This is a genomic window from Aureimonas sp. CAS (genome assembly GCF_059838215.1).
Genome location: NZ_CM187563.1, coordinates 102,116 through 120,303, shown reverse-complemented (window position 1 = coordinate 120,303; position 18,188 = coordinate 102,116). Strand labels below are relative to the sequence as shown.

Annotated in this window: 20 protein-coding genes; 16 read left to right on the top strand and 4 right to left on the bottom strand. The window is 70.0% G+C overall.

Annotation, left to right across the window (positions count from 1 at the left end; translation table 11 throughout):
- Positions 1-19: 19 nt before the first annotated feature.
- The 16 genes from AC6R2M_RS00560 to AC6R2M_RS00485 all read left to right on the top strand — a co-directional run bounded on the left by AC6R2M_RS00560 (position 20) and on the right by AC6R2M_RS00485 (position 14,198).
- Entirely contained in the window at positions 20-1,369 is a 1,350-nt protein-coding gene (locus AC6R2M_RS00560) for an NAD(P)H-dependent oxidoreductase (protein ID WP_500484454.1), read from the top strand.
- 197 nt (positions 1,370-1,566) lie between these two features.
- The gene (gene rplU / locus AC6R2M_RS00555) at positions 1,567-2,073 is read left to right on the top strand and encodes a 50S ribosomal protein L21 (RefSeq protein WP_500484452.1); all 507 of its coding nucleotides are present in this window, start codon (positions 1,567-1,569) and stop codon (positions 2,071-2,073) included.
- Between the two features lie 112 nt (positions 2,074-2,185).
- On the top strand, positions 2,186-2,455 hold the full coding sequence (rpmA, locus tag AC6R2M_RS00550) for a 50S ribosomal protein L27 (RefSeq protein ID WP_500484450.1): 270 nt from the start codon (positions 2,186-2,188) through the stop codon (positions 2,453-2,455).
- Positions 2,456-2,596: 141 nt separating this feature from the next.
- Positions 2,597-3,154 carry a GNAT family N-acetyltransferase gene (locus tag AC6R2M_RS00545; protein ID WP_500484448.1) on the top strand — a complete coding sequence of 186 codons (558 nt, stop codon included), beginning with the start codon at positions 2,597-2,599 and terminating at the stop codon, positions 3,152-3,154.
- On the top strand, positions 3,151-3,723 hold the full coding sequence (locus AC6R2M_RS00540) for a DUF3833 family protein (RefSeq protein WP_500484446.1): 573 nt from the start codon (positions 3,151-3,153) through the stop codon (positions 3,721-3,723). Before AC6R2M_RS00545 ends, AC6R2M_RS00540 begins: the two co-directional genes overlap by 4 nt.
- 30 nt (positions 3,724-3,753) lie before the next feature.
- Positions 3,754-4,827: a GTPase ObgE gene (gene obgE, locus AC6R2M_RS00535; RefSeq protein WP_500484444.1), complete on the top strand. Its 1,074-nt coding sequence runs from the start codon at positions 3,754-3,756 to the stop codon at positions 4,825-4,827.
- Positions 4,824-5,963, top strand: a complete 1,140-nt coding sequence (gene proB / locus AC6R2M_RS00530) for a glutamate 5-kinase (protein WP_500484442.1) — start codon at positions 4,824-4,826, stop codon at positions 5,961-5,963. Before obgE ends, proB begins: the two co-directional genes overlap by 4 nt.
- Complete coding sequence (locus tag AC6R2M_RS00525; RefSeq protein WP_500484440.1) at positions 5,963-7,246, top strand: glutamate-5-semialdehyde dehydrogenase; 1,284 nt, start codon at positions 5,963-5,965, stop codon at positions 7,244-7,246. Before proB ends, AC6R2M_RS00525 begins: the two co-directional genes overlap by 1 nt.
- Entirely contained in the window at positions 7,243-7,869 is a 627-nt protein-coding gene (locus AC6R2M_RS00520) for a nicotinate-nucleotide adenylyltransferase (RefSeq protein WP_500484438.1), read from the top strand. Before AC6R2M_RS00525 ends, AC6R2M_RS00520 begins: the two co-directional genes overlap by 4 nt.
- Before the next feature lie 85 nt (positions 7,870-7,954).
- Complete coding sequence (gene rsfS, locus AC6R2M_RS00515; protein WP_500487431.1) at positions 7,955-8,371, top strand: ribosome silencing factor; 417 nt, start codon at positions 7,955-7,957, stop codon at positions 8,369-8,371.
- 16 nt (positions 8,372-8,387) lie between these two features.
- Complete coding sequence (gene rlmH, locus AC6R2M_RS00510; protein WP_500484436.1) at positions 8,388-8,870, top strand: 23S rRNA (pseudouridine(1915)-N(3))-methyltransferase RlmH; 483 nt, start codon at positions 8,388-8,390, stop codon at positions 8,868-8,870.
- Between the two features lie 273 nt (positions 8,871-9,143).
- Positions 9,144-10,604: a murein hydrolase activator EnvC family protein gene (locus AC6R2M_RS00505; RefSeq protein WP_500484434.1), complete on the top strand. Its 1,461-nt coding sequence runs from the start codon at positions 9,144-9,146 to the stop codon at positions 10,602-10,604.
- Positions 10,594-11,949 carry a S41 family peptidase gene (locus AC6R2M_RS00500; RefSeq protein WP_500484432.1) on the top strand — a complete coding sequence of 452 codons (1,356 nt, stop codon included), beginning with the start codon at positions 10,594-10,596 and terminating at the stop codon, positions 11,947-11,949. The genes AC6R2M_RS00505 and AC6R2M_RS00500 overlap by 11 nt, the downstream gene beginning before the upstream one ends.
- Positions 11,950-12,103: 154 nt before the next feature.
- Positions 12,104-13,270, top strand: a complete 1,167-nt coding sequence (locus AC6R2M_RS00495) for a divergent polysaccharide deacetylase family protein (RefSeq protein WP_500484430.1) — start codon at positions 12,104-12,106, stop codon at positions 13,268-13,270.
- A 62-nt stretch (positions 13,271-13,332) separates the two neighbouring features.
- Positions 13,333-13,851 carry an RNA pyrophosphohydrolase gene (locus AC6R2M_RS00490; RefSeq protein WP_500484428.1) on the top strand — a complete coding sequence of 173 codons (519 nt, stop codon included), beginning with the start codon at positions 13,333-13,335 and terminating at the stop codon, positions 13,849-13,851.
- A 104-nt stretch (positions 13,852-13,955) separates the two neighbouring features.
- On the top strand, positions 13,956-14,198 hold the full coding sequence (locus AC6R2M_RS00485; protein ID WP_500484426.1) for a hypothetical protein: 243 nt from the start codon (positions 13,956-13,958) through the stop codon (positions 14,196-14,198).
- On the opposite strand, the gene AC6R2M_RS00480 is transcribed toward AC6R2M_RS00485, so the two are convergent.
- The 4 genes from AC6R2M_RS00480 to AC6R2M_RS00465 all read right to left on the bottom strand — a co-directional run bounded on the left by AC6R2M_RS00480 (position 14,181) and on the right by AC6R2M_RS00465 (position 18,113).
- On the bottom strand, positions 14,181-14,990 hold the full coding sequence (locus tag AC6R2M_RS00480; RefSeq protein ID WP_500484424.1) for an ABC transporter permease: 810 nt from the start codon (positions 14,988-14,990) through the stop codon (positions 14,181-14,183). The genes AC6R2M_RS00485 and AC6R2M_RS00480 overlap by 18 nt on opposite strands.
- Positions 14,987-15,868 (bottom strand): ABC transporter permease, encoded by an 882-nt coding sequence (locus AC6R2M_RS00475; protein ID WP_500484422.1) that lies wholly within the window; start codon positions 15,866-15,868, stop codon positions 14,987-14,989. The genes AC6R2M_RS00480 and AC6R2M_RS00475 overlap by 4 nt, the downstream gene beginning before the upstream one ends.
- A 128-nt stretch (positions 15,869-15,996) precedes the next feature.
- Positions 15,997-16,926, bottom strand: a complete 930-nt coding sequence (locus tag AC6R2M_RS00470; protein WP_500484420.1) for an ABC transporter ATP-binding protein — start codon at positions 16,924-16,926, stop codon at positions 15,997-15,999.
- 62 nt (positions 16,927-16,988) lie between these two features.
- A complete protein-coding gene (locus AC6R2M_RS00465; protein WP_500484418.1) occupies positions 16,989-18,113 on the bottom strand; it encodes an extracellular solute-binding protein in 1,125 nt (374 codons plus the stop codon).
- Between the last annotated feature and the right edge of the window lie 75 nt (positions 18,114-18,188).

Genomic DNA, 18,188 nt, shown 5'->3' with positions numbered 1-18,188 from the left:
GGCGGAGGGGGAGGACGAGATGAATCTCTACGCCAAGCTCAAGGCCCGGGAGGCCGAGGGCCGGCCGGTCCGCGTCGGGCTGATCGGCGCTGGCAAGTTCGGCTCGATGTTCCTGGCGCAGGTGCGCACGACGCCGGGCATGCATCTCCTCGGCATCGCCGACCTTTCGCCCGAGCGCGCCCGCAGGGCGCTCGACAACACCGGCTGGGACGGGAGCGCCGTCGCCGCTTCGGCCGAGGACGCGGTCCGTACCGGTGGCGTCTGGATCACCGACGACGCCGGGGCGCTGATGCGCACGGGCGGGCTGGACGTCGTCGTGGAAGCGACCGGCCATCCCGCCGCTGGCATCGCCCATGCCCTCCTGGCGGCGGAGAACGGCCGCCATATCGTGATGGTCAACGTCGAGGCCGACGTCCTGGCCGGCGCCTATCTGGCGCGGGTCTTCGCCAAGGCCGGACTCGTCTACTCCATGGCCTATGGCGACCAGCCGGCCCTCGTCTGCGAGATGATCGACTGGGCGCGAACCTGCGGGCTCAAGGTCGTCGCGGCCGGCAAGGGCACGCGCTACCGGCCGGAATTCGTCGCCTCCACGCCGGCCACCGTCTGGGAGCATTACGGCCTGTCTCCCGAGGCGGCGGAGGCCGGCGGCATGAACCCGCAGATGTTCAACTCCTTCCTCGACGGTACCAAGTCGGCGCTGGAGATGGCCGCGATCTCCAATGCCTCCGGCCTTCTGGCGCCAATGGATGGCCTCGCCTTCCCGCCCTGCGGGGTCCACGATCTCGCGGACGTCCTGAAGCCGCGCGCCCACGGCGGGTGTCTCGAGGAGAGCGGCATGGTGGAGGTCGTCTCCAGCCAGGAGCGCGACGGGCGCGAGGTCTTGGGCGACCTTCGCTGGGGCGTCTACGTCACCTTCGAGGCCGCCGAGGCGGAAGGGCGGGGCGCCGACTACGTGCGCCGCTGCTTCGGCGAGTATCAGGTCTCGCACGACCGCAGCGGGCGCTACGCGGCGCTCTGGCGTCCCTCGCATCTGATCGGCCTCGAGCTCGGGATCAGCGTGGCGAGCGTCGCCCTTCGCGGCGAGCCGACGGGCACGACCGCCGGCTTCTCCTCCGACGTGGTGGCGGTCGCCAAGAAGGATCTCGCCGTCGGCGAACGGCTCGACGGCGAGGGCGGCTACACGGTCTGGGGCCGGCTCGCCCGTGCCGCCGATTCCCTGCGGGCGAACGCCCTGCCGATCGGGCTCGCCCACGGCCTGAGCCTTCGGCGCGCGGTCGCTTCAGGCTCGGTCGTGAGCTGGGAGGACGTCGAGGCGACCGACAGCCAGGCGATCCGCGTGAGGCGCGAGATGGAGGCGACGTTCGCCTGAGGCCCGGCGTTCCCGCCCGCCTTCGCGGCCTCGCGGCCGCCGAACCTTGACCGAACGGCCCTCGGCCGCTATGGCAACGCGCGTGTGCGCTTATCCTCCCGCTTCGGGCCGGTTCGGCGCGCGCTTCGACAAGAACGACAAGAAGACGGTCCGGGGCGCTTTTCCTCGAGAACCGGCACGCTGAAAAGGCCAATTCAATGTTCGCAGTCATCAAGACCGGCGGGAAGCAGTACCGCGTCGCCGCCAACGACGAATTCACGATCGAGCGCGTTGCGGGCGAGGCGGGCGACACCGTCTCCTTCGCCGAGGTGCTCATGGTCGGCACGTCGATCGGCGCGCCCTTCGTCTCCGGCGCGAGCGTCGCCGCCGAGATTGTCGAGCAGGTTCGCGGCCCGAAGGTCATCTCCTTCAAGAAGCGCCGTCGCCAGAACTCCAAGCGCACGCGCGGCCATCGCCAGGAGCTGACGCTGATCCGGATCTCCGAGATCCTGACGGACGGCGCCAAGCCTTCGGGCAAGAAGGCCGAGAAGCCGGCGAAGGCCAAGGACGACGCGGTGACGGACGCCGCCGCCGCCGAGGACGCGCCGAAGGCCGAGAAGCCCAAGCGCGCGACCAAGAAGGCCGACACCGCCGCCGAGGCGCCGGCCGAGGCGAAGAAGCCCCGTGCTTCGAAGAAGAAGGCCGAGACCTCCGACGAGGCCTGAGGCATTTTTCGAGAAGCGGGTGGCCAAACGAGCCGTCCGTTGCGAGATTAGAGAATGAAAGGCGCCGCGCGGCTCAGACGAGCCCGGCGCTCACGAGACAGGAGACTGAACGATGGCACATAAAAAGGCAGGCGGTTCCTCCCGCAACGGTCGCGATTCCGAGTCCAAGCGCCTTGGCGTGAAGAAGTTCGGCGGCGAGGCGGTTCGCGCCGGCAACATCCTCATCCGTCAGCGCGGCACGCGCTGGCATCCGGGCGCGGGCGTCGGCATCGGCCGCGACCACACCCTCTTCGCGCTGAATGACGGCACGGTCGCCTTCCAGAAGAAGTCGGGCAACCGAACCTACGTTGCCGTGATGCCGAAAGCCGAAGCCGCCGAGTGACCCGGTTGCGCCTTCGAGCACCGGCGTCCCACCGACCCGGAGCTCGACGAGGAACCTGACGGTTCCGAGGGGATCGAGATCGAAAGGGGAGATGGGGCGCCACCCATCTCCCCTTTACTCGTTCCCGGAGGGACTGAAGCGATGAGTATGGAGACCGAGGAAGACGAGTGTCTGAGCACCAGACGCCTCGTCCTCAGACCCGCACGACTGGCGGACGCGGCCGAGGTCGCCGCGCTCGCCAACGACCGGCACATCGCCGAGATGACTTCGCGCATTCCCCACCCTTACGGGATCGAGGACGCCGAGGACTTCCTCTCGGACCTCGGCGAAGAGAAGGTCTTCGCGGTCCGCACCGCCGGCCGGAGCGTTCTTCTCGGCTGCGCGGGGCTGAAGCCGCTCGCCAGGCAAGGCCATGTCGAGCTGGGCTACTGGCTCGGGCGCGCCTTCTGGGGCCAGGGCTTTGCCACCGAAACGGCGCAGGTGCTGATCGACCACGCCTTCGAGACGCTCGGCGTCTCGCTGGTGGAGGTGCGCTGCCGGGTCGTCAACGGGGCGTCGCGCCGCGTCATCAGCAAGTGCGGCTTCCAGTATGCGGGGACCGCGATGGATCTCTCGCTCGCCGCCGGCCGCGTCGCCTCGGAGATCTACCGGATGGACCGGCGCTGCTGGCAGTCGCTGAAGAGCTGGGGCGGCAAGTGAAGCGCCTCGCGATCCTGCTCGCTCTCGCTGTCACGGCGGCTGTCGCCTTGCTCCTCTGGAGCGCGCGGGAGCCGCAGGTGTCGGGGCCGGGCGGGTTCGATCTTCTCGCCTTCTTCGAGGGGACGAGCGCGAGCGAGGGCACGATCACGACGCTCGGCCTTCGCGAACGGGCCTTCACGGCGCGCTTCGCCGGCGAACGGCAGGGCGAGACGCTCCGGCTGGAGGAGCGCTTCGCCTTTCCCGAAGGCGAGCGGCTGCAGGTCTGGAACCTTCGGGCCGTGCCCGGCGGTTTCGCGGGCACGGTCGAGACCGAGCGGGCGGACGGCGCCCTGGCCCCGCCCGCGTCGGTCTCCGGCACGTCGGACTCGGACGGCGTGCGCCTGCGGTACGACGGGATCGCGCCGGGCGGCGGCATGCGGCTCGCCTTCGCCCATCACATGAGGATGCGGGACGACGGCACCGTCGCCAACCACGTGGTGGTCTCGCGCTTCGCTCTGCCGCTCGCGACGTCCTCGGTCGTTTTCGCCAAGGACGTGGCCGCCCTTCCCTCCGCTCCGGCGGAACGATAAGACAACCCCTTCCGAGAAGGCCCAAGACCCATGAAATTCCTCGACAAGGCGAAGGTCTATGTGCGCTCGGGCGACGGCGGGGCGGGCTCCGTCTCGTTCCGGCGCGAGAAGTTCATCGAGTTCGGCGGACCGGACGGCGGCGACGGCGGGCGCGGCGGCGACGTGTTCGTCGAGGCCGTCTCCGGCCTCAACACGCTGATCGACTATCGCTACCAGCAGCATTTCCGGGCCAAGACCGGCATGCACGGCATGGGCCGCAACCGCACCGGCGGCAAGGGCGCGGACGTGACGCTGAAAGTGCCCGTCGGCACGCAGATCTATGCCGAGGACGGCGAGACGCTGCTCTTCGACCTGACCGAAGTGGGTCAGATCGAGCGCATCGCGGCGGGCGGCAATGGCGGCTTCGGCAACGCCTATTTCCGTTCCTCGGTGAACCAGGCGCCGCGACGGGCCAATCCGGGCCTCGAAGGCGAGGAGCTGACGATCTGGCTGCAGCTCAAGCTGATCGCCGACGCCGGCCTCGTCGGCCTTCCGAACGCCGGCAAGTCAACGTTCCTGGCGAGCGTCACCGCCGCGCGCCCCAAGATCGCCGACTATCCCTTCACCACGCTTCATCCCAATCTCGGCGTCGCCACCGTCGACACCGAGGAGTTCGTGATCGCGGACATTCCGGGCCTGATCGAAGGCGCCCACGAGGGCGTGGGTATCGGCGACCGCTTCCTCGGCCATGTGGAGCGCACGCGCGTCCTCCTGCACCTCGTCTCGGCGGTGGAAGAGGACGTCGCGAAGGCCTACCGGACCGTGCGCCGCGAACTCGAACTCTACGAGGGCGGCCTTGCCGAGAAGCCCGAGATCGTCGCGCTCTCGCAGATGGACGTTCTGACGCCCGAGGATCTGGAAGAGAAGATGAAGGCGCTCGAAGCCGAGATCGGCCATTCGCCGATTCCGCTTTCGGCCGTCTCTCGCCAGGGCATTCCCGAGGCGCTGCGCCGGCTGAAGCGCGAGATCCAGCGCGCGACCCTTCCCGACGAGCGGGAGGCCCAGGCGCAGGCCGACGAGGAGCGCTACGGCGGACGCCTGAGCGAGACGGACTGGCGGGGATGAGCGCGCTCGGCAACCATCGCCGCATCGTCGTCAAGATCGGCTCGGCGCTTCTCGTCGATCGCCAGAGCGGGCTGAAGCGCGAATGGCTGGCCTCGCTCGCCGAGGATGTCGCGCGGCTGACGCGCGAGGGCCGCGAGGTTCTGCTCGTGTCCTCCGGGGCAATCGCGCTTGGCCGCAAGATCCTGAAGCTGCCGATGCGCGCGCTCAAGCTGGAGGAGAGCCAGGCGGCGGCGGCCGTCGGCCAGATCGCGCTGGCCCGCGCCTATTCGGAGGTGATGGGCGCCCACGGGATCGAGACGGGTCAGGTCCTGCTCACCCTCGGCGACACCGAGGAGCGCCGCCGCTATCTGAACGCGCGCGCCACCATCGGCACGCTTCTGGCCTTGGGCGCCCTCCCCGTCATCAACGAGAACGACACGGTCGCCACGTCCGAGATCCGTTACGGCGACAACGACCGCCTCGCCGCCCGCGTCGCGACCATGGTGACGGCCGACCTCCTGATCCTTCTCTCCGACATCGACGGGCTCTACACCGCGCCGCCCGCGAGCGACCCGCAGGCGCGTCACATCCCGCACGTGCCCGCCATCACGCCCGAGATCGAGGCGATGGCCGGCGGCGCGGCCTCCGCCCTCTCGCGCGGCGGCATGCGCACCAAGATCGACGCGGGCAAGATCGCCACCGGCGCGGGCGCGTCCATGATCATCACCGCCGGCGACCGGATGAGCCCGCTTTCGGCCATCGAACGCGGCGAGCGCATGACGCTGTTCTCGCCGGCCTCCAACCCGGTGACCTCCCGCAAGCGCTGGATCGCGGGCCACCTCAACGCCATGGGAAGCCTGACGGTGGACGAGGGCGCGATCGCGGCCCTGAAGGCCGGGCGCTCCCTCCTGCCGGCCGGGGTGCGGCGCGTCGACGGCGATTTCGCGCGCGGCGACACGATCCTCGTCCTCGACGGCGACGGACGCGAGATCGCGCGCGGCCTCGTCGCCTACGACGCGAAGGACGCGCGGGCGATCGCGGGCCTGCGCTCCTCCGCCATCGAATCCGTGCTTGGATATCCGCCGCGCGCGGCGATGATCCACCGGGACGACCTCGTCACCCGGCTTGCCGACGAGACCGAAAAGGACATGGCGTGATGGCCGACGGAACCCGCATGGAAGACGACGTCGCCGGCCTGATGCTGGGAATCGGGCGCGCGGCCAAGGCGGCTTCGCGGCGCCTGTCGACCGCATCGACCGACGAGAAGAACGCCGCGCTCATGGCGATGGCGGCAGCCGTGGAGGCACGCGCGACCGACATCCTCGCGGCGAACGCGCAGGATCTGGCGGCCGCGCGGCAAGCCGGCATGGCCGCCGCGCAGCTCGACCGGCTGACGCTGAACGAGAGCCGCGTCGCCGCCATCGCCGAGGCGCTGCGCGACATCGCCGCTTTGCCCGACCCGGTCGGCGCCGTCATGTCGAGCTGGACGCGGCCGAACGGGCTGGAGATTTCCCGCGTCCGCACACCGCTCGGCGTCATCGGGGTGATCTACGAGAGCCGGCCGAACGTGACGGCCGACGCGGGCGCCCTGTGCCTGAAGGCCGGCAACGCCGTCATCCTTCGCGGCGGTTCGGATTCGCTGCGCTCGTCCGGCGCCATCCATGCGGCGCTGCAGAACGGCCTTCGCGAGGCGGGCCTGCCCGCCGAGGCGATCCAGCTCGTGCCGACGCCCGACCGCGCGGCGGTGGGCGAGATGCTGACGGGCCTATCCGGCTCGATCGACGTGATCGTGCCCCGCGGCGGCAAGAGCCTCGTCGCCCGCGTGCAGTCCGAGGCGCGCGTGCCGGTCTTCGCGCATCTGGAAGGCCTGTGCCACCTCTACATCGACGCGGCGGCGGACCTCTCGATGGCCGTGGACCTCGCTGTGAACTCTAAGATGCGCCGCACCGGCATCTGCGGTTCGGCCGAGACGCTTCTGGTCGATCGCAAGGTCGCCGCGACCCATTTGACGCCGATCCTCGACGCGCTTGCCGGAGCCGGCTGCGAGATCCGCGGCACGGAGGAGGTGCGCGCCGTCTATCCCGGCGCAGCGCCAGCGAGCGAGGAGGACTTCCGAACCGAGTATCTGGACGCGATCATCTCCGTCGCCCTCGTCGACGGGGTCGGCGGGGCGATCGCCCATATCGGCGCGTATTCCTCCGCCCACACCGAGGCGATCGTGACCGGGGATGCGGCGGCGGCCGAGCGCTTCCTCTCGGAGATCGATTCGGCCATCCTCCTCCACAACGCCTCGACGCAGTTCGCCGACGGCGGCGAGTTCGGCTTCGGCGGCGAGATCGGCATCGCGACCGGCAAGATGCACGCGCGCGGGCCGGTGGGCGTCGAACAGCTGACGAGCTTCAACTACCGCGTCCGCGGCACCGGCCAGACGCGTCCGTGACGACGCGACCCCGGCCGGAGGATCTGCGGCTTCCACCCGCGCCGGCCGGCCTGACCGTCGGCCTCTACGGCGGCACGTTCGACCCGCCCCACGCCGCGCACAAGCTCGTGGCCGAGACCGCGCTGAAGCGGCTCGGGCTCGACCGTCTGTGGTGGATGGTGACGCCGGGCAATCCGCTGAAGGATCACGGCCGCCTGCCGCCCCTCGCCTCCCGCATCACGGCCTCCCGCGCGCTCCTGAGCGACCGGCGCACCGTCGTGACCGGCTTCGAGGCCGGGGTCGGCTTCGCCTATACCGCCGACACGCTGCGCTGGGTTCTGGCGCGGCGGCCCGGCGTGCGCTTCGTCTGGGTGATGGGCGGAGACAGCCTCGCCGGCTTCCATCACTGGCAGGACTGGCCCGACATCGTGCGGCGCCTGCCGATCGCCGTGATCGACCGGCCCGGCGCGACGCTCTCCACGCTCTCGGCCCCGATGGCGCGGGCCTTCGCCTCGGCCCGCCTGCCCGAGACCCGTGCCGCCGCCCTGCCCTTTGCTTCGGCGCCGGCCTGGGTCTATCTGCACGGACCGCGCTCGTCGCTGTCGTCCACCGCGATTCGCTCGGCCAAAGTCCCCACGTCTTGAAACGGCCAAACCTTTTTGCCACTTTACTGGCAGTTGCGGAGTATTGGCCGCATCGCGAAAAGGTCCGGCAGAAGGAAACGACACACTGCGACCTGCATCTCAACCGGAAGCCGCCTTCGACGCGCCTTCCGAAGCGCCCGCCGGGGACAGTCCGACCGCGCGCGACGCCATCGAACTGGTGCTCTCCAGCCTGGATGACTCCAAGGCCGAGGAGATCGCCTCGATCGATCTTCGGGGCAAGTCCGCGCTCGCCGACCACATGGTCGTCGCCTCCGGCCGCTCCCACCGCCATGTGGCGGCCGTCGCCGACCATCTGCTTCGCGATCTGAAGGAAAACGGCTTCGGCACCGCCAAGGTCGAGGGTCTGCAGAACGGCGACTGGGTGCTGATCGATACGGGCGACATCATCGTCCACATCTTCCGTCCCGAGGTCCGCGCCTTCTACAACATCGAGAAGATGTGGTCGGTCTCCGAGACCGGTCCGGCGACCCAGGTCCATTGATCGCGACGCGCGCGCGGTGAGGCTCACCATCGCGGCGGTCGGGCGGCTGAAGGCCGGGCCCGAGCGCGACCTCACCGCACGCTATCTCGACCGGCTCGCCAAGTCCGGGCCCGCCGTCGCGCTCGAATGGGGCGGCGTCAGCGAGCTGCCGGAAGCCCGCTCCCCGAACGCCGCCGAGCGCAAGCGCGACGAGGCTGCTCGCCTCTCCGCCGCTCTTCCCGACAAGGCCGCTCTCGTCGTCCTCGACGAAACAGGCCGCAGCGAGACATCCGAAGCCTTCGCCGAGCGCCTCGCCCATTGGCGGGACGAGGGCGTGCGCGACACCGCCTTCGTCATCGGCGGGCCGGACGGGCTCGACCATCAGTTCCGCGCCGGCGCGCGCGCCGTTCTCGCTTTGGGCGCGATGACCTGGCCGCACCAGATCGTGCGGCTGCTTTTGGCCGAGCAGCTCTACCGCGCCTCGACGATCCTGTCCGGCCACCCCTATCATCGCAGTTGAGGTCTCCGCCCGGCGCGTCCACAGGCTCGCGCAGGGGTGAGGGCGAATCATGATATCGGCCCGTTGAACGGCTCGCGACCGAGCCGATCTTACGGTTCGGATCAGGGCCGCACCGCTTTCGCCGCGCCGCATGCGGGCGCGAGAAGGCGGGAGCGGGCGTCCGGGATCGGACAGGGGGAAGCGAGCCATATGCGTTGGGCGTCGGCCGAAGCGGGAAGACGGCGAGGACGGGCGGGAGCCCGCCTGCGCGCCGCGTTCGCCGTTGCCGTCGCCGTGTCCCTTGTCGCGCCCGCCCACGCCCTGGACCCCGACGAGCCCGTCCTGCGGACCGCGTCGCTGGCGATCGGCGAGATCGAGCGGGAGCGCGAAAGGGCCCGCGCGGAGCTGGAGGCGCTGGGCGCCGAGCTGGAGACCACCGAGGAGACGACGCGCGCTCTCGATGCCGAGATCGAGGCGATCGCCAAGGATCGCGAGACGATCCGCGCCGCGATGATCGAGGCGGCGGAGGCCCAGCGCCGCGCCAGCGCCGAGATCGCCGCGAGCGAGGAGGAGATCGCGCAGCTGCGCCTTCGGGAGGGCCGCCTCACCACCTCGCTCCACGCCCGGCGCGGAACGCTCGCGGAGGTTCTGGGCGCGCTGGAGCGCATGGGGCGGCGTCCGCCGCCCGCCATCCTCGTCCATCCCGACGACGCGCTCGGCTCGGTGCGCAGCGCCATCCTCCTCGGCTCCGTCGTTCCGACGATCCGGCAGGAGACCGACGCCCTTCGCCGCGACCTCGACGAGCTCGCGGCCCTGCGGACCGACATCGAGGAGCAGCGACAGGCTTTCGCCGCCAGCCTCCAGCGCCAGCGCGAGGAGGAGGGACGGCTCGCCCGTCTGTCGCAGGAGCGAGAAAAGCTCGAGGCCGACCGCCGCGAGGCGCTGACCGAGATGGCCGCGCGCGGAACGGAGCTGGCGGGCCGCGCCTCCTCGCTGGAGGAACTGATCGGGGCGCTGGAAAGCGATCTCGCCGCCGCGCAGGCGGCCGAAGACGAGGCGCGCCGGATCGCCGCACGCGAGGCGGCGGAGGCGGAGGCTCGGCGCCTTGCGACGCTGGCGGAAGAGGACGCCCGACGCGACCGCGTGGCGGCCGCGCAGCGAAGCGCCGACCCTGCCGGAATGCCGCGCTCCGGCGGCGATCCGCAGGTCGAGATGGCGGCGCTCGAACCGGAGGCGGACCCGGCGAAGCCGGCCTACGACATCGACTCACTTCGCCGTGAGATGAATGCGCTGGAGGTGTCGGCCCCATTTTCGACATTGGAGGGGAGTCTCGTCAGACCCGTGGCCGGCGAGACCCTTCGCGAATTCGGCAAGGACGACGGTTTCGGACGCAGGTCCGAGGGGGTCGTCTTCGCAGCGCGCGCGGGAGACCTCGTCACTGCGCCGGCGGACGGACGGATCCTCTATTCGGGGCCGTTCCGCTCCTACGGCCAACTCTTGATCCTGAACGCCGGCGATGGCTATCATATCGTCCTGGCGGGCATGCGGGAGATCGACGTGGACGTCGGCCAGTTCGTACTGGCCGGGGAGCCGGTGGCGGTGATGGGCGCGAGGCGGCTGGCGAGTGCCGGCAACGGCGACCTGCCTTCGACCGAGCCCTCGCTCTATGTCGAGTTCCGCAAGGACGGGAAGCCCGTCGACCCCGATCCCTGGTGGATCGAGGGGGCATCTGGAAGGACGAGGAATGATTCGTAAGCTCTCGATACTCTTCGCAGGTGCCCTGATGGGGGCGACCGCGATGACGGCGGTGCTCGGCTCGCCGGCCGCGATCGCCCAGGCCGCGGCGGCCTCCGACACCTATCGCCAGATGGCGATCTTCGGCGACGTCTTCGATCGCGTGCGCTCGCAATATGTCGACGTGCCGGACGACGAGAAGCTGATCGAGACCGCCATCAACGGCATGCTCACCGCGCTCGACCCGCACTCCTCCTACATGAACGCCGAGCAGACGGCGGACATGCGCACGGAGACGCGCGGCCAGTTCGGCGGCCTCGGCATCGAGGTCACCATGGAGAACGAGCTGGTCAAGGTCATCTCGCCCTTCGAGGGCACGCCCGCGGACCAGGCCGGGATCCTCGCCAACGACCTCATCGCCGAGATCGACGGTGAGCAGGTGCGCGGCCTGACGCTGACCGACGCCGTGGACCGCATGAAGGGCGACATCGGCACCTCGGTCGATCTGACCATCATCCGCGAGGGCGCGGCCCAGCCGATCCGCCTGACGCTGGAGCGCGCCGAGATCCGCGTGCCCTCCGTGCGCCATTCGATCGAGGCCGGAATCGGCTATATCCGCCTGATGCGCTTCAACGAGCAGACCACGGTCGGCCTGCGGGACGCGATCGAGGACATCAGGGCGCAGGTGCCCGAGGACGAGCTGAAGGGCTACGTGCTCGACATGCGCCGCAATCCGGGCGGCCTCCTGGACGAGGCGGTCAGCGTCTCGGACGTCTTCCTGAACAATGGCGAGATCGTCTCCACGCGCGGCCGCAACGCCGAGGAAACGCGCCGCTACAACGCCCGCTCGGGCGACGAGGTGGACGGCAAGCCGCTGGTGGTGCTCGTCAACGGCGGTTCGGCCTCGGCCTCCGAGATCGTGGCCGGCGCCCTGCAGGACCAGCGCCGCGCCACCGTCGTCGGCTCGCGCTCCTTCGGCAAGGGCTCGGTGCAGACCATCATCCCGCTCGGCCAGAACGGCGCCCTGCGCCTGACCACGGCGCTCTACTACACACCCTCGGGCTCCTCCATCCAGGGACGCGGCATCGAGCCGGACATCACCATCGAGCAGCCGCTACCCGCCGAGATGCTGGAGCAGATGGGCATCACGCAGGAAGAGCTCGACGCGCGTCGGGGTGAATCCTCCCTGCGCGGCCACATCACCGGCGCGGAGGAGACCGAAGAGGGCTCGGGCTCGCTCGACTACGTGCCGCCGGAGATGGCCGACGACCTGCAGCTGCAATACGCCTTCGGCCTCCTGAACGGCACCGAGACCCATGCGGCCTTCCCGCCGCGCGACGACACGGCGGCCTCCGCCGCCAACTGAGACGCATTGCGGGCGTCCGCCCGCCATCCGAAGCGTTTCTCGAGGGCTCCGACCGCGCGGTCGGAGCCCTTTTTCGTTGCCGGCCGCGAACAGGCAGGCGCCAGCCTCGCCCGCTAGGGTCCGGCTTCGTGTGGCGTCCGCCGGGCCGGAACCGATGACCCTTGATCTCAATCAGCCGCTCGGGACGATCGACCGCCGCGCACGGATCGTGCGCCTTCCGAAGGTTTCGGGCGGCCAGGCGGCGTTCGCGCTCTTCGCGCTCGCCGTCATCGGCGCTTCGGCCGCGAGCGCTCTTCGCGAACCGGACTTTCGCCTTCAGGCCAAGAGAACCGAAACCGACGCACCGGCGATGACGCTCGAAGCCGCCGTCCCCTCGCCGGCCGAAGCCGCTCCGACGGTCACGCGCGGCAACGAGACCCCCGGCATGCGGGTGGTCGAGGTCGCGCCCTTCGCGCTGGACGAGGCCTATACCGGCTCCATCCGCGTCTCCGAGCCCGGCTCGCTCCGCCAGCCGCCCCGCTTCGCCCACATACCCGACGACGCCCTCATCGAACCGTCGGAGTTCGGCCCCCTGCCGCGGCGCGGCAGCGACGGACGCCGGCCGCTCGACGTCTATGCCGGCGAAGGCAGCCGCTCGGGCGGGGTGCGCATCGCGCTCATCGTCGGCGGCATCGGGATCAGCCAGACCGGGACGCAAGGCGCGCTCGCCTCGCTGCCGCAGGCCGTGACGCTCGGCTTCGCCGCCACCGGCAATTCGCTGGACCGCTGGATGCACGAGGCCCGCCGCGCCGGCCACGAGCTTCTCCTGCAGGTGCCGATGGAGCCCTTCGGCTATCCGAACGTCTCGGCCGGGCCGGGAACGCTGACGGCCGAGAGCGCCGCCGCGGGCGATCTTTCCGACCTGCACCGCGCCCTCGGGCGCATGACGAATTATGTCGGCGTCATGAACTTCATGGGCGCGCGCCTCGCCTCCGAGCCCGCCGCGCTGGAGCCGGTCCTGGCGGAGATCGAGCGTCGGGGCCTTCTCTTCGTCGAGGACGGGGCCTCGCCCCGCTCGGTGGCGCGCGACGTCGCCATGGCGAACCGCGTGCCCTTCGCGCGCGGCGAGCGCGTGCTGGACGAGGTCCGGGACGCGGCCGCGATCCGCGCCGAGCTCGACATTCTGGAGCGCTCGGCCCGCGCGCAGGGCTCCGCGATCGGTCTGGCAAGCGCCTTCGACGTCTCGGTCGCCGCCATCGCGCAATGGATACCCGAGGCGCAGGCGCGCGGCATCGAGATCGTGCCCGTCTCCGCCCTCGCCCACGATCCGCAGATGTTCTGACGGTTGCGCGTTAAGGCGCGGCAAGCCTACATCGCGGGCACGACCTTCCCGGAGCCCGCCCGATGACCGACCCGATCGACTTCAACAATCTGCCCTACCGCCCCTGCGTCGGCATCATGGTCCTGAACGCGGAAGGCCGCGTCTGGTTGGGCAAGCGCGTCGTCATTCCGAAGGGCGAGATGGATGGCGCGGTGAAGCTGTGGCAGATGCCGCAGGGCGGCATCGACGAGGGCGAGGAGCCGCTGCCCGCCGCCAAGCGCGAGCTCTACGAGGAGACCGGCATGCGCTCGGTCGAGTTTCTCGCCGAGACCGCCGGCTGGATCGACTACGATTTGCCGCCGGAGCTCGTCGGCGTCGCGCTCAAGGGCCGATTTAAGGGCCAGCGCCAGAAGTGGTTCGCCTTCCGGCTGACCGGCCCGGAGAGCGAGATCGAGATCGCCCCGCCCCCCGGCGGCCACGAGGCCGAGTTCACCGAATGGGCGTGGAAGACCATGGACGAAGCGCTCGACCTCGTCGTGCCCTTCAAGCGCGAGGTCTACGAACGGGTGATCGCCGAGTTCCGGCATCTCGAACGGGTCTGACGGAGCCTTCGAGTTCGGCCGCGACGAGGCGCCGCAAACGAAATGCGGGATCGGGCGTCGCCCATGGGCGTTGGGGCTGGACCAGAACCCGACGGAGTGACCCCATGCCCCTGTCCGACAAGGCCCGCTCGATCCTGACCTTCGCGGCCTATCACCAGCTCGCCAGCGGCGAGATCGTGCGCGATGTCGTCCTCGAAGACGGCAACGGCCACCGCGCCGACCCGGACGGCGTGAAGGAAATGCAGGACGCGGGGCTTCTCACCGTCGAGGGCGCCCGGGGGCGCCTCACGGACGAGGGAGAGGCGATGCTGGAGAGAACCGTCGAGTCCCTACGCGCCGTCGGCTGAGGCGCGTTCGCGGCGACGGCGGGCGATCTCGAAGGCGGTCGCCCCGAGAACCGTGACCGCGATCATGACCAGCGCCAGCGCGTTCACGGCCGGCGTCAGCCCGGTGCGCACCTGCGTGGCGATGTGCACCGTCAGCGGCGTGTCGAAGCCGCGCACGAAGAGCGTCGTGTTGTAGTTCTCGAAGGACTGCAGCACGGCCAGAAGGCCGGCGGCGATGAGCGCGGGCTTCAGGAACGGCAGCAGAATGCGCCGGAACACCATGAACTTCGAGGCGCCGAGGCCGAGCGCGGCCTCCTCCTGCGTGCGGTCGAACCGCTGGAGCCGAGCCGCGACCATCAGCATCACGTAGCAGATGATGAAGCTCGACTGCGCGACGACGATCAGGAAGATCCCGCCTCCGACCCCGATCTCGCGCCACAGGATCAGCGTCGCGATGCCGATGACCACGCCGGGCGCGAGCAGCGGCGAGACCATCAGCCCGTAGGCGAAGGAACGCGCGCGGGCGTGCAGGCTGGTGAGCACCAGCGCCGCCGCGGTGCCGACCGGGAGGCAGACGAGGACGACGAAGAACGCCACGATCAGGCTCGTGCCGAGCGCCTGCCACATGGCCCGGTCGGCCCAGAGCGCCGAGAACCATTGCAGCGTCGTGCCCTGCCAGGGCGTGATCGTGGGAAAGCGGCTCTCGTTGAAGGTCGCCGCGCCCATGATGGCGAGCGGGGCGAAGAGATAGAGGAAGAAGGCGACGAAGTAGAAGCCGAAGAGGGCCTTGGCGATCGCGTCGGTGGCCTTCATTTGGCGACGTCCGTCAGATTGACGCGGAAGAGCTTGAGCGTCGCCAGGACGACCGCGAGACACAGGACGAGAAGGACGAGGGCGTAGGCCGCGCCCCGGTTCCAGTCGCCGCCCTCGAAGAACCAATTGTAGATGATCTGCGTGAACCAGCGCGAGCCGGGCGCGCCCAAAAGCGCGGGCGCGACGTAGGACCCGGCCGCGAGCATGAAGGTGAAGACGCAGCCCGTCGCGATGCCGGCCTTGGCGTGCGGGATGACGATGCGCCAGTGGATGCGCCATGTCGGCGCGCCGAGGTCGCGGGCCGCCTCGATCTGCGCCTTCTCCAGGCTCTCGATCGAATTGTAGATCGGGAAGAGCATGAAGAGGATGTAGGCGTAGACCATGCCCATCAGCACGCCCGAATCGCCGTACCAGCGGAACGGCGTCTCCATGATCCCGAGCTCCATGAGCGCGACGTTCAGCGGCCCCCGGAAGGCGAGGATGATGTACCAGGCGAGCGTGCGCAGAACCTCGTTGATCCAGAACGGGATCGTCAGCGCCAGAAGCACCAGCGCGGTCTGGTTCCTGGTCGCGCGCTGCGCCAGCCAGAAGGCGATCGGATAGCAGACGAGGAAGGTGAGGAGCGCCACCAGCGCGCTCGCCCACACCGTCTTGAGGAAGATCGCCCGGTGCGTCGCCTCGCCCGCGAAATAGGCGAAGTTGGAAAGCGAGTAGACGTCGCTTTCCCCGCCGCGCAGCGCGGGCATCAGGTTCGGCCGCAGCGCGTAGTCGATCATCATCAGGTTCGGCGCGATGACCATGCCCGCGAGCCAGGCGGCGACGAGCGTGAGGAACAGCGTCGAGAGGCCGGGGCCGAACCGGCGATAGAGATCAGCCATCGGGCAGCACCACCGCATGAGCGGACGCGAAGGCGAGACGCGTGCTCGCGCCCGGCAGCGGCGCGGAGGACAGCTCCGTGCTCGTGACGGAGGAGAGGACGCGCTGCCCCCCGCCGCCCGGGCATGGATCAGGGCGAAGGCGCCCTCGAAATCGATGCGCTCCACCGTGGCGAGCAGGAGTTTCCGCCCTCTTCGCCGGGGCGAAGGGCCTCCGGGCGGATGTAGAGACGCGCCTTGGAGCCGTCCGCCAGTCCGTCGCCCGCCCGCCCGACCAGCGGGCCGAAGGCCGTGTCGATGACGGCCTGTCCCGCTTCGATGCGCCGAACCTTGCCGGCGAGCGCATTGGTCTCGCCGACGAAGGAGGCGACGAAGGGCGTCCTGGGGTCGTCGTAGAGTTCGCGCGGGCTGCCGACCTGCTGCAGGCGTCCGGCGCTCATCACGGCCACACGGTCCGACATGGCGAGCGCCTCGGACTGGTCGTGGGTGATGTAGATGAAGGTGACGCCCGTGCGCTTCTGCAGGGCGCGAAGCTCGGCGCGCATGTGCTGGCGCAGCTTCAGGTCGAGCGCCGAAAGCGGCTCGTCGAGGAGCAGAACCTGCGGCTCGACCGCCAGCGCGCGCGCGATGGCGACACGCTGGCGCTGGCCGCCGGAGAGCTCGGCCGGCATGCGGTCGCCATAGCCCTCCAGCGCGATCAGCGTCAGAAGCTCGTCGGCCCGGGCCCGGCGCGCCGCCTTCGAGACGCCCCGCGCCTCCAGCCCGAAGGCGATGTTCTCCGCCACGCTCATCAGCGGAAAGAGCGCCAGGCTCTGGAAGATCATCGCGGTCGGGCGCTGGTTCGGCCCCAGGCCCTTCATGTCGCGCCCGCCGATGATGACGCGCCCCTCGGTCGGCTCCAGAAAGCCGGCGATCATGCGCAGGATCGTCGTCTTGCCGCAGCCCGACGGGCCGAGGATGGAGAAGAACTCGCCGCCCTCCACCGTGAAGGAGACGTCGCCGACGGCGTTCGTCGCGCCGAAGCGCATGCCGACGTTCTGAAGCTGAACCGAATGAGACATGGGGCTCCTCTCGTAATCTCGCCGGAGGAGAGGTGTCGGCCCCTCCCCCGGCGCCTGTCGGATCAGGCCGAGAGGAAGCGGTCCTGATACTCGTTGCGCTTGGTGACGAACCAGTTCTCCTGGATCGGCCACCACCAGAGCTTCTCCAGCGCGTCGCCCGGATAGGCGTCGGCGAAGAACTGGCGGGCGTCCTCGGAGATGAGGTCGGCGGCGCCGACGGCGGTCGAGTTGATCGAGGTCGCGTTGGTGTACATGGCGCCGGCTTCCGGCGTCAGCATCCAGTTGATGAACGCGTAGGCGCCGTCGAGATTGCCGGCCCCGACCGGGATCGAGACGCCCTCCATCCAGGCGAGCGCGCCTTCCTTCGGAGCGAGGAAGCCGATCGGCAGGCCTTCCTTGCGCAGCGCGGCGGCCGTCGAATCCCAGGTCTGGCCGACGGCGCAGCCGTTGACGCGGAAGGCGCCCTGCGCCTCGTTCTCGTTGGACCAGAACTGGGCGATGTTGGCCTTGCGGGCGATCGCCTCCTCCAGGATAACGTCGTAGATCGCCGTCATGTTCTCCTCGGAGACAAAGGCCTCGCGCAGCGGCATCGGCAGGCGGCCCTCCGCCTCCAGCCACAGGCCGAGCCCGACGAGGCCGGAATGGCCGCGCACGGTCGCCAGACCCTCGGCCTCGGGCTTCCAGATGTCGCCATAGGACGCCTCGCCCGGCTCCAGCGGCATCTGGTCGCGGTCGAAGGCGACGCCCTCGGTGCCCCAGTCGGTGGGCACCTGATAGCGCTCGCCATTCACCACGGCGCCGAGCTCGCGCGAGCTCTCCCAAGCGCTCGGCAGGACGCGGTCCACCTCGATGCGGCTCTCGTCGATCGGCTGCACCAGCTCGAACTCGACGTAGTTCGGCACGCGGTCGACCGTCGGCCAGATGATGTCGAAGCCCGAACCCTGATTGGCGCGCAGCTGGTTCAGCAGCTCGTCATTGGTGCCGTAGGGCGTGAAATTGGCGGTGATGCCGGTGGCTTCGCGGAAGGCGGCCAGCATCTCGTCGTTGATGTAGCCGGCCCAGGCGAAGATGTTGACCTGGTCCGCGCTCTGCGCGAAGGCGCGGCGCGAGATGTAGGGCGTCGCCAGCGCCAGTCCGGCGGTCGAGGCCGCGCCCTTGAGGAGCAAGCGGCGCTTGATGTCGATCATGTTCGTTCCCCCTGTAGCGCCCGGTACGGTCGCGGGCCCTCGCGATTAGGACCAGACTGTCACAATCCGATGACG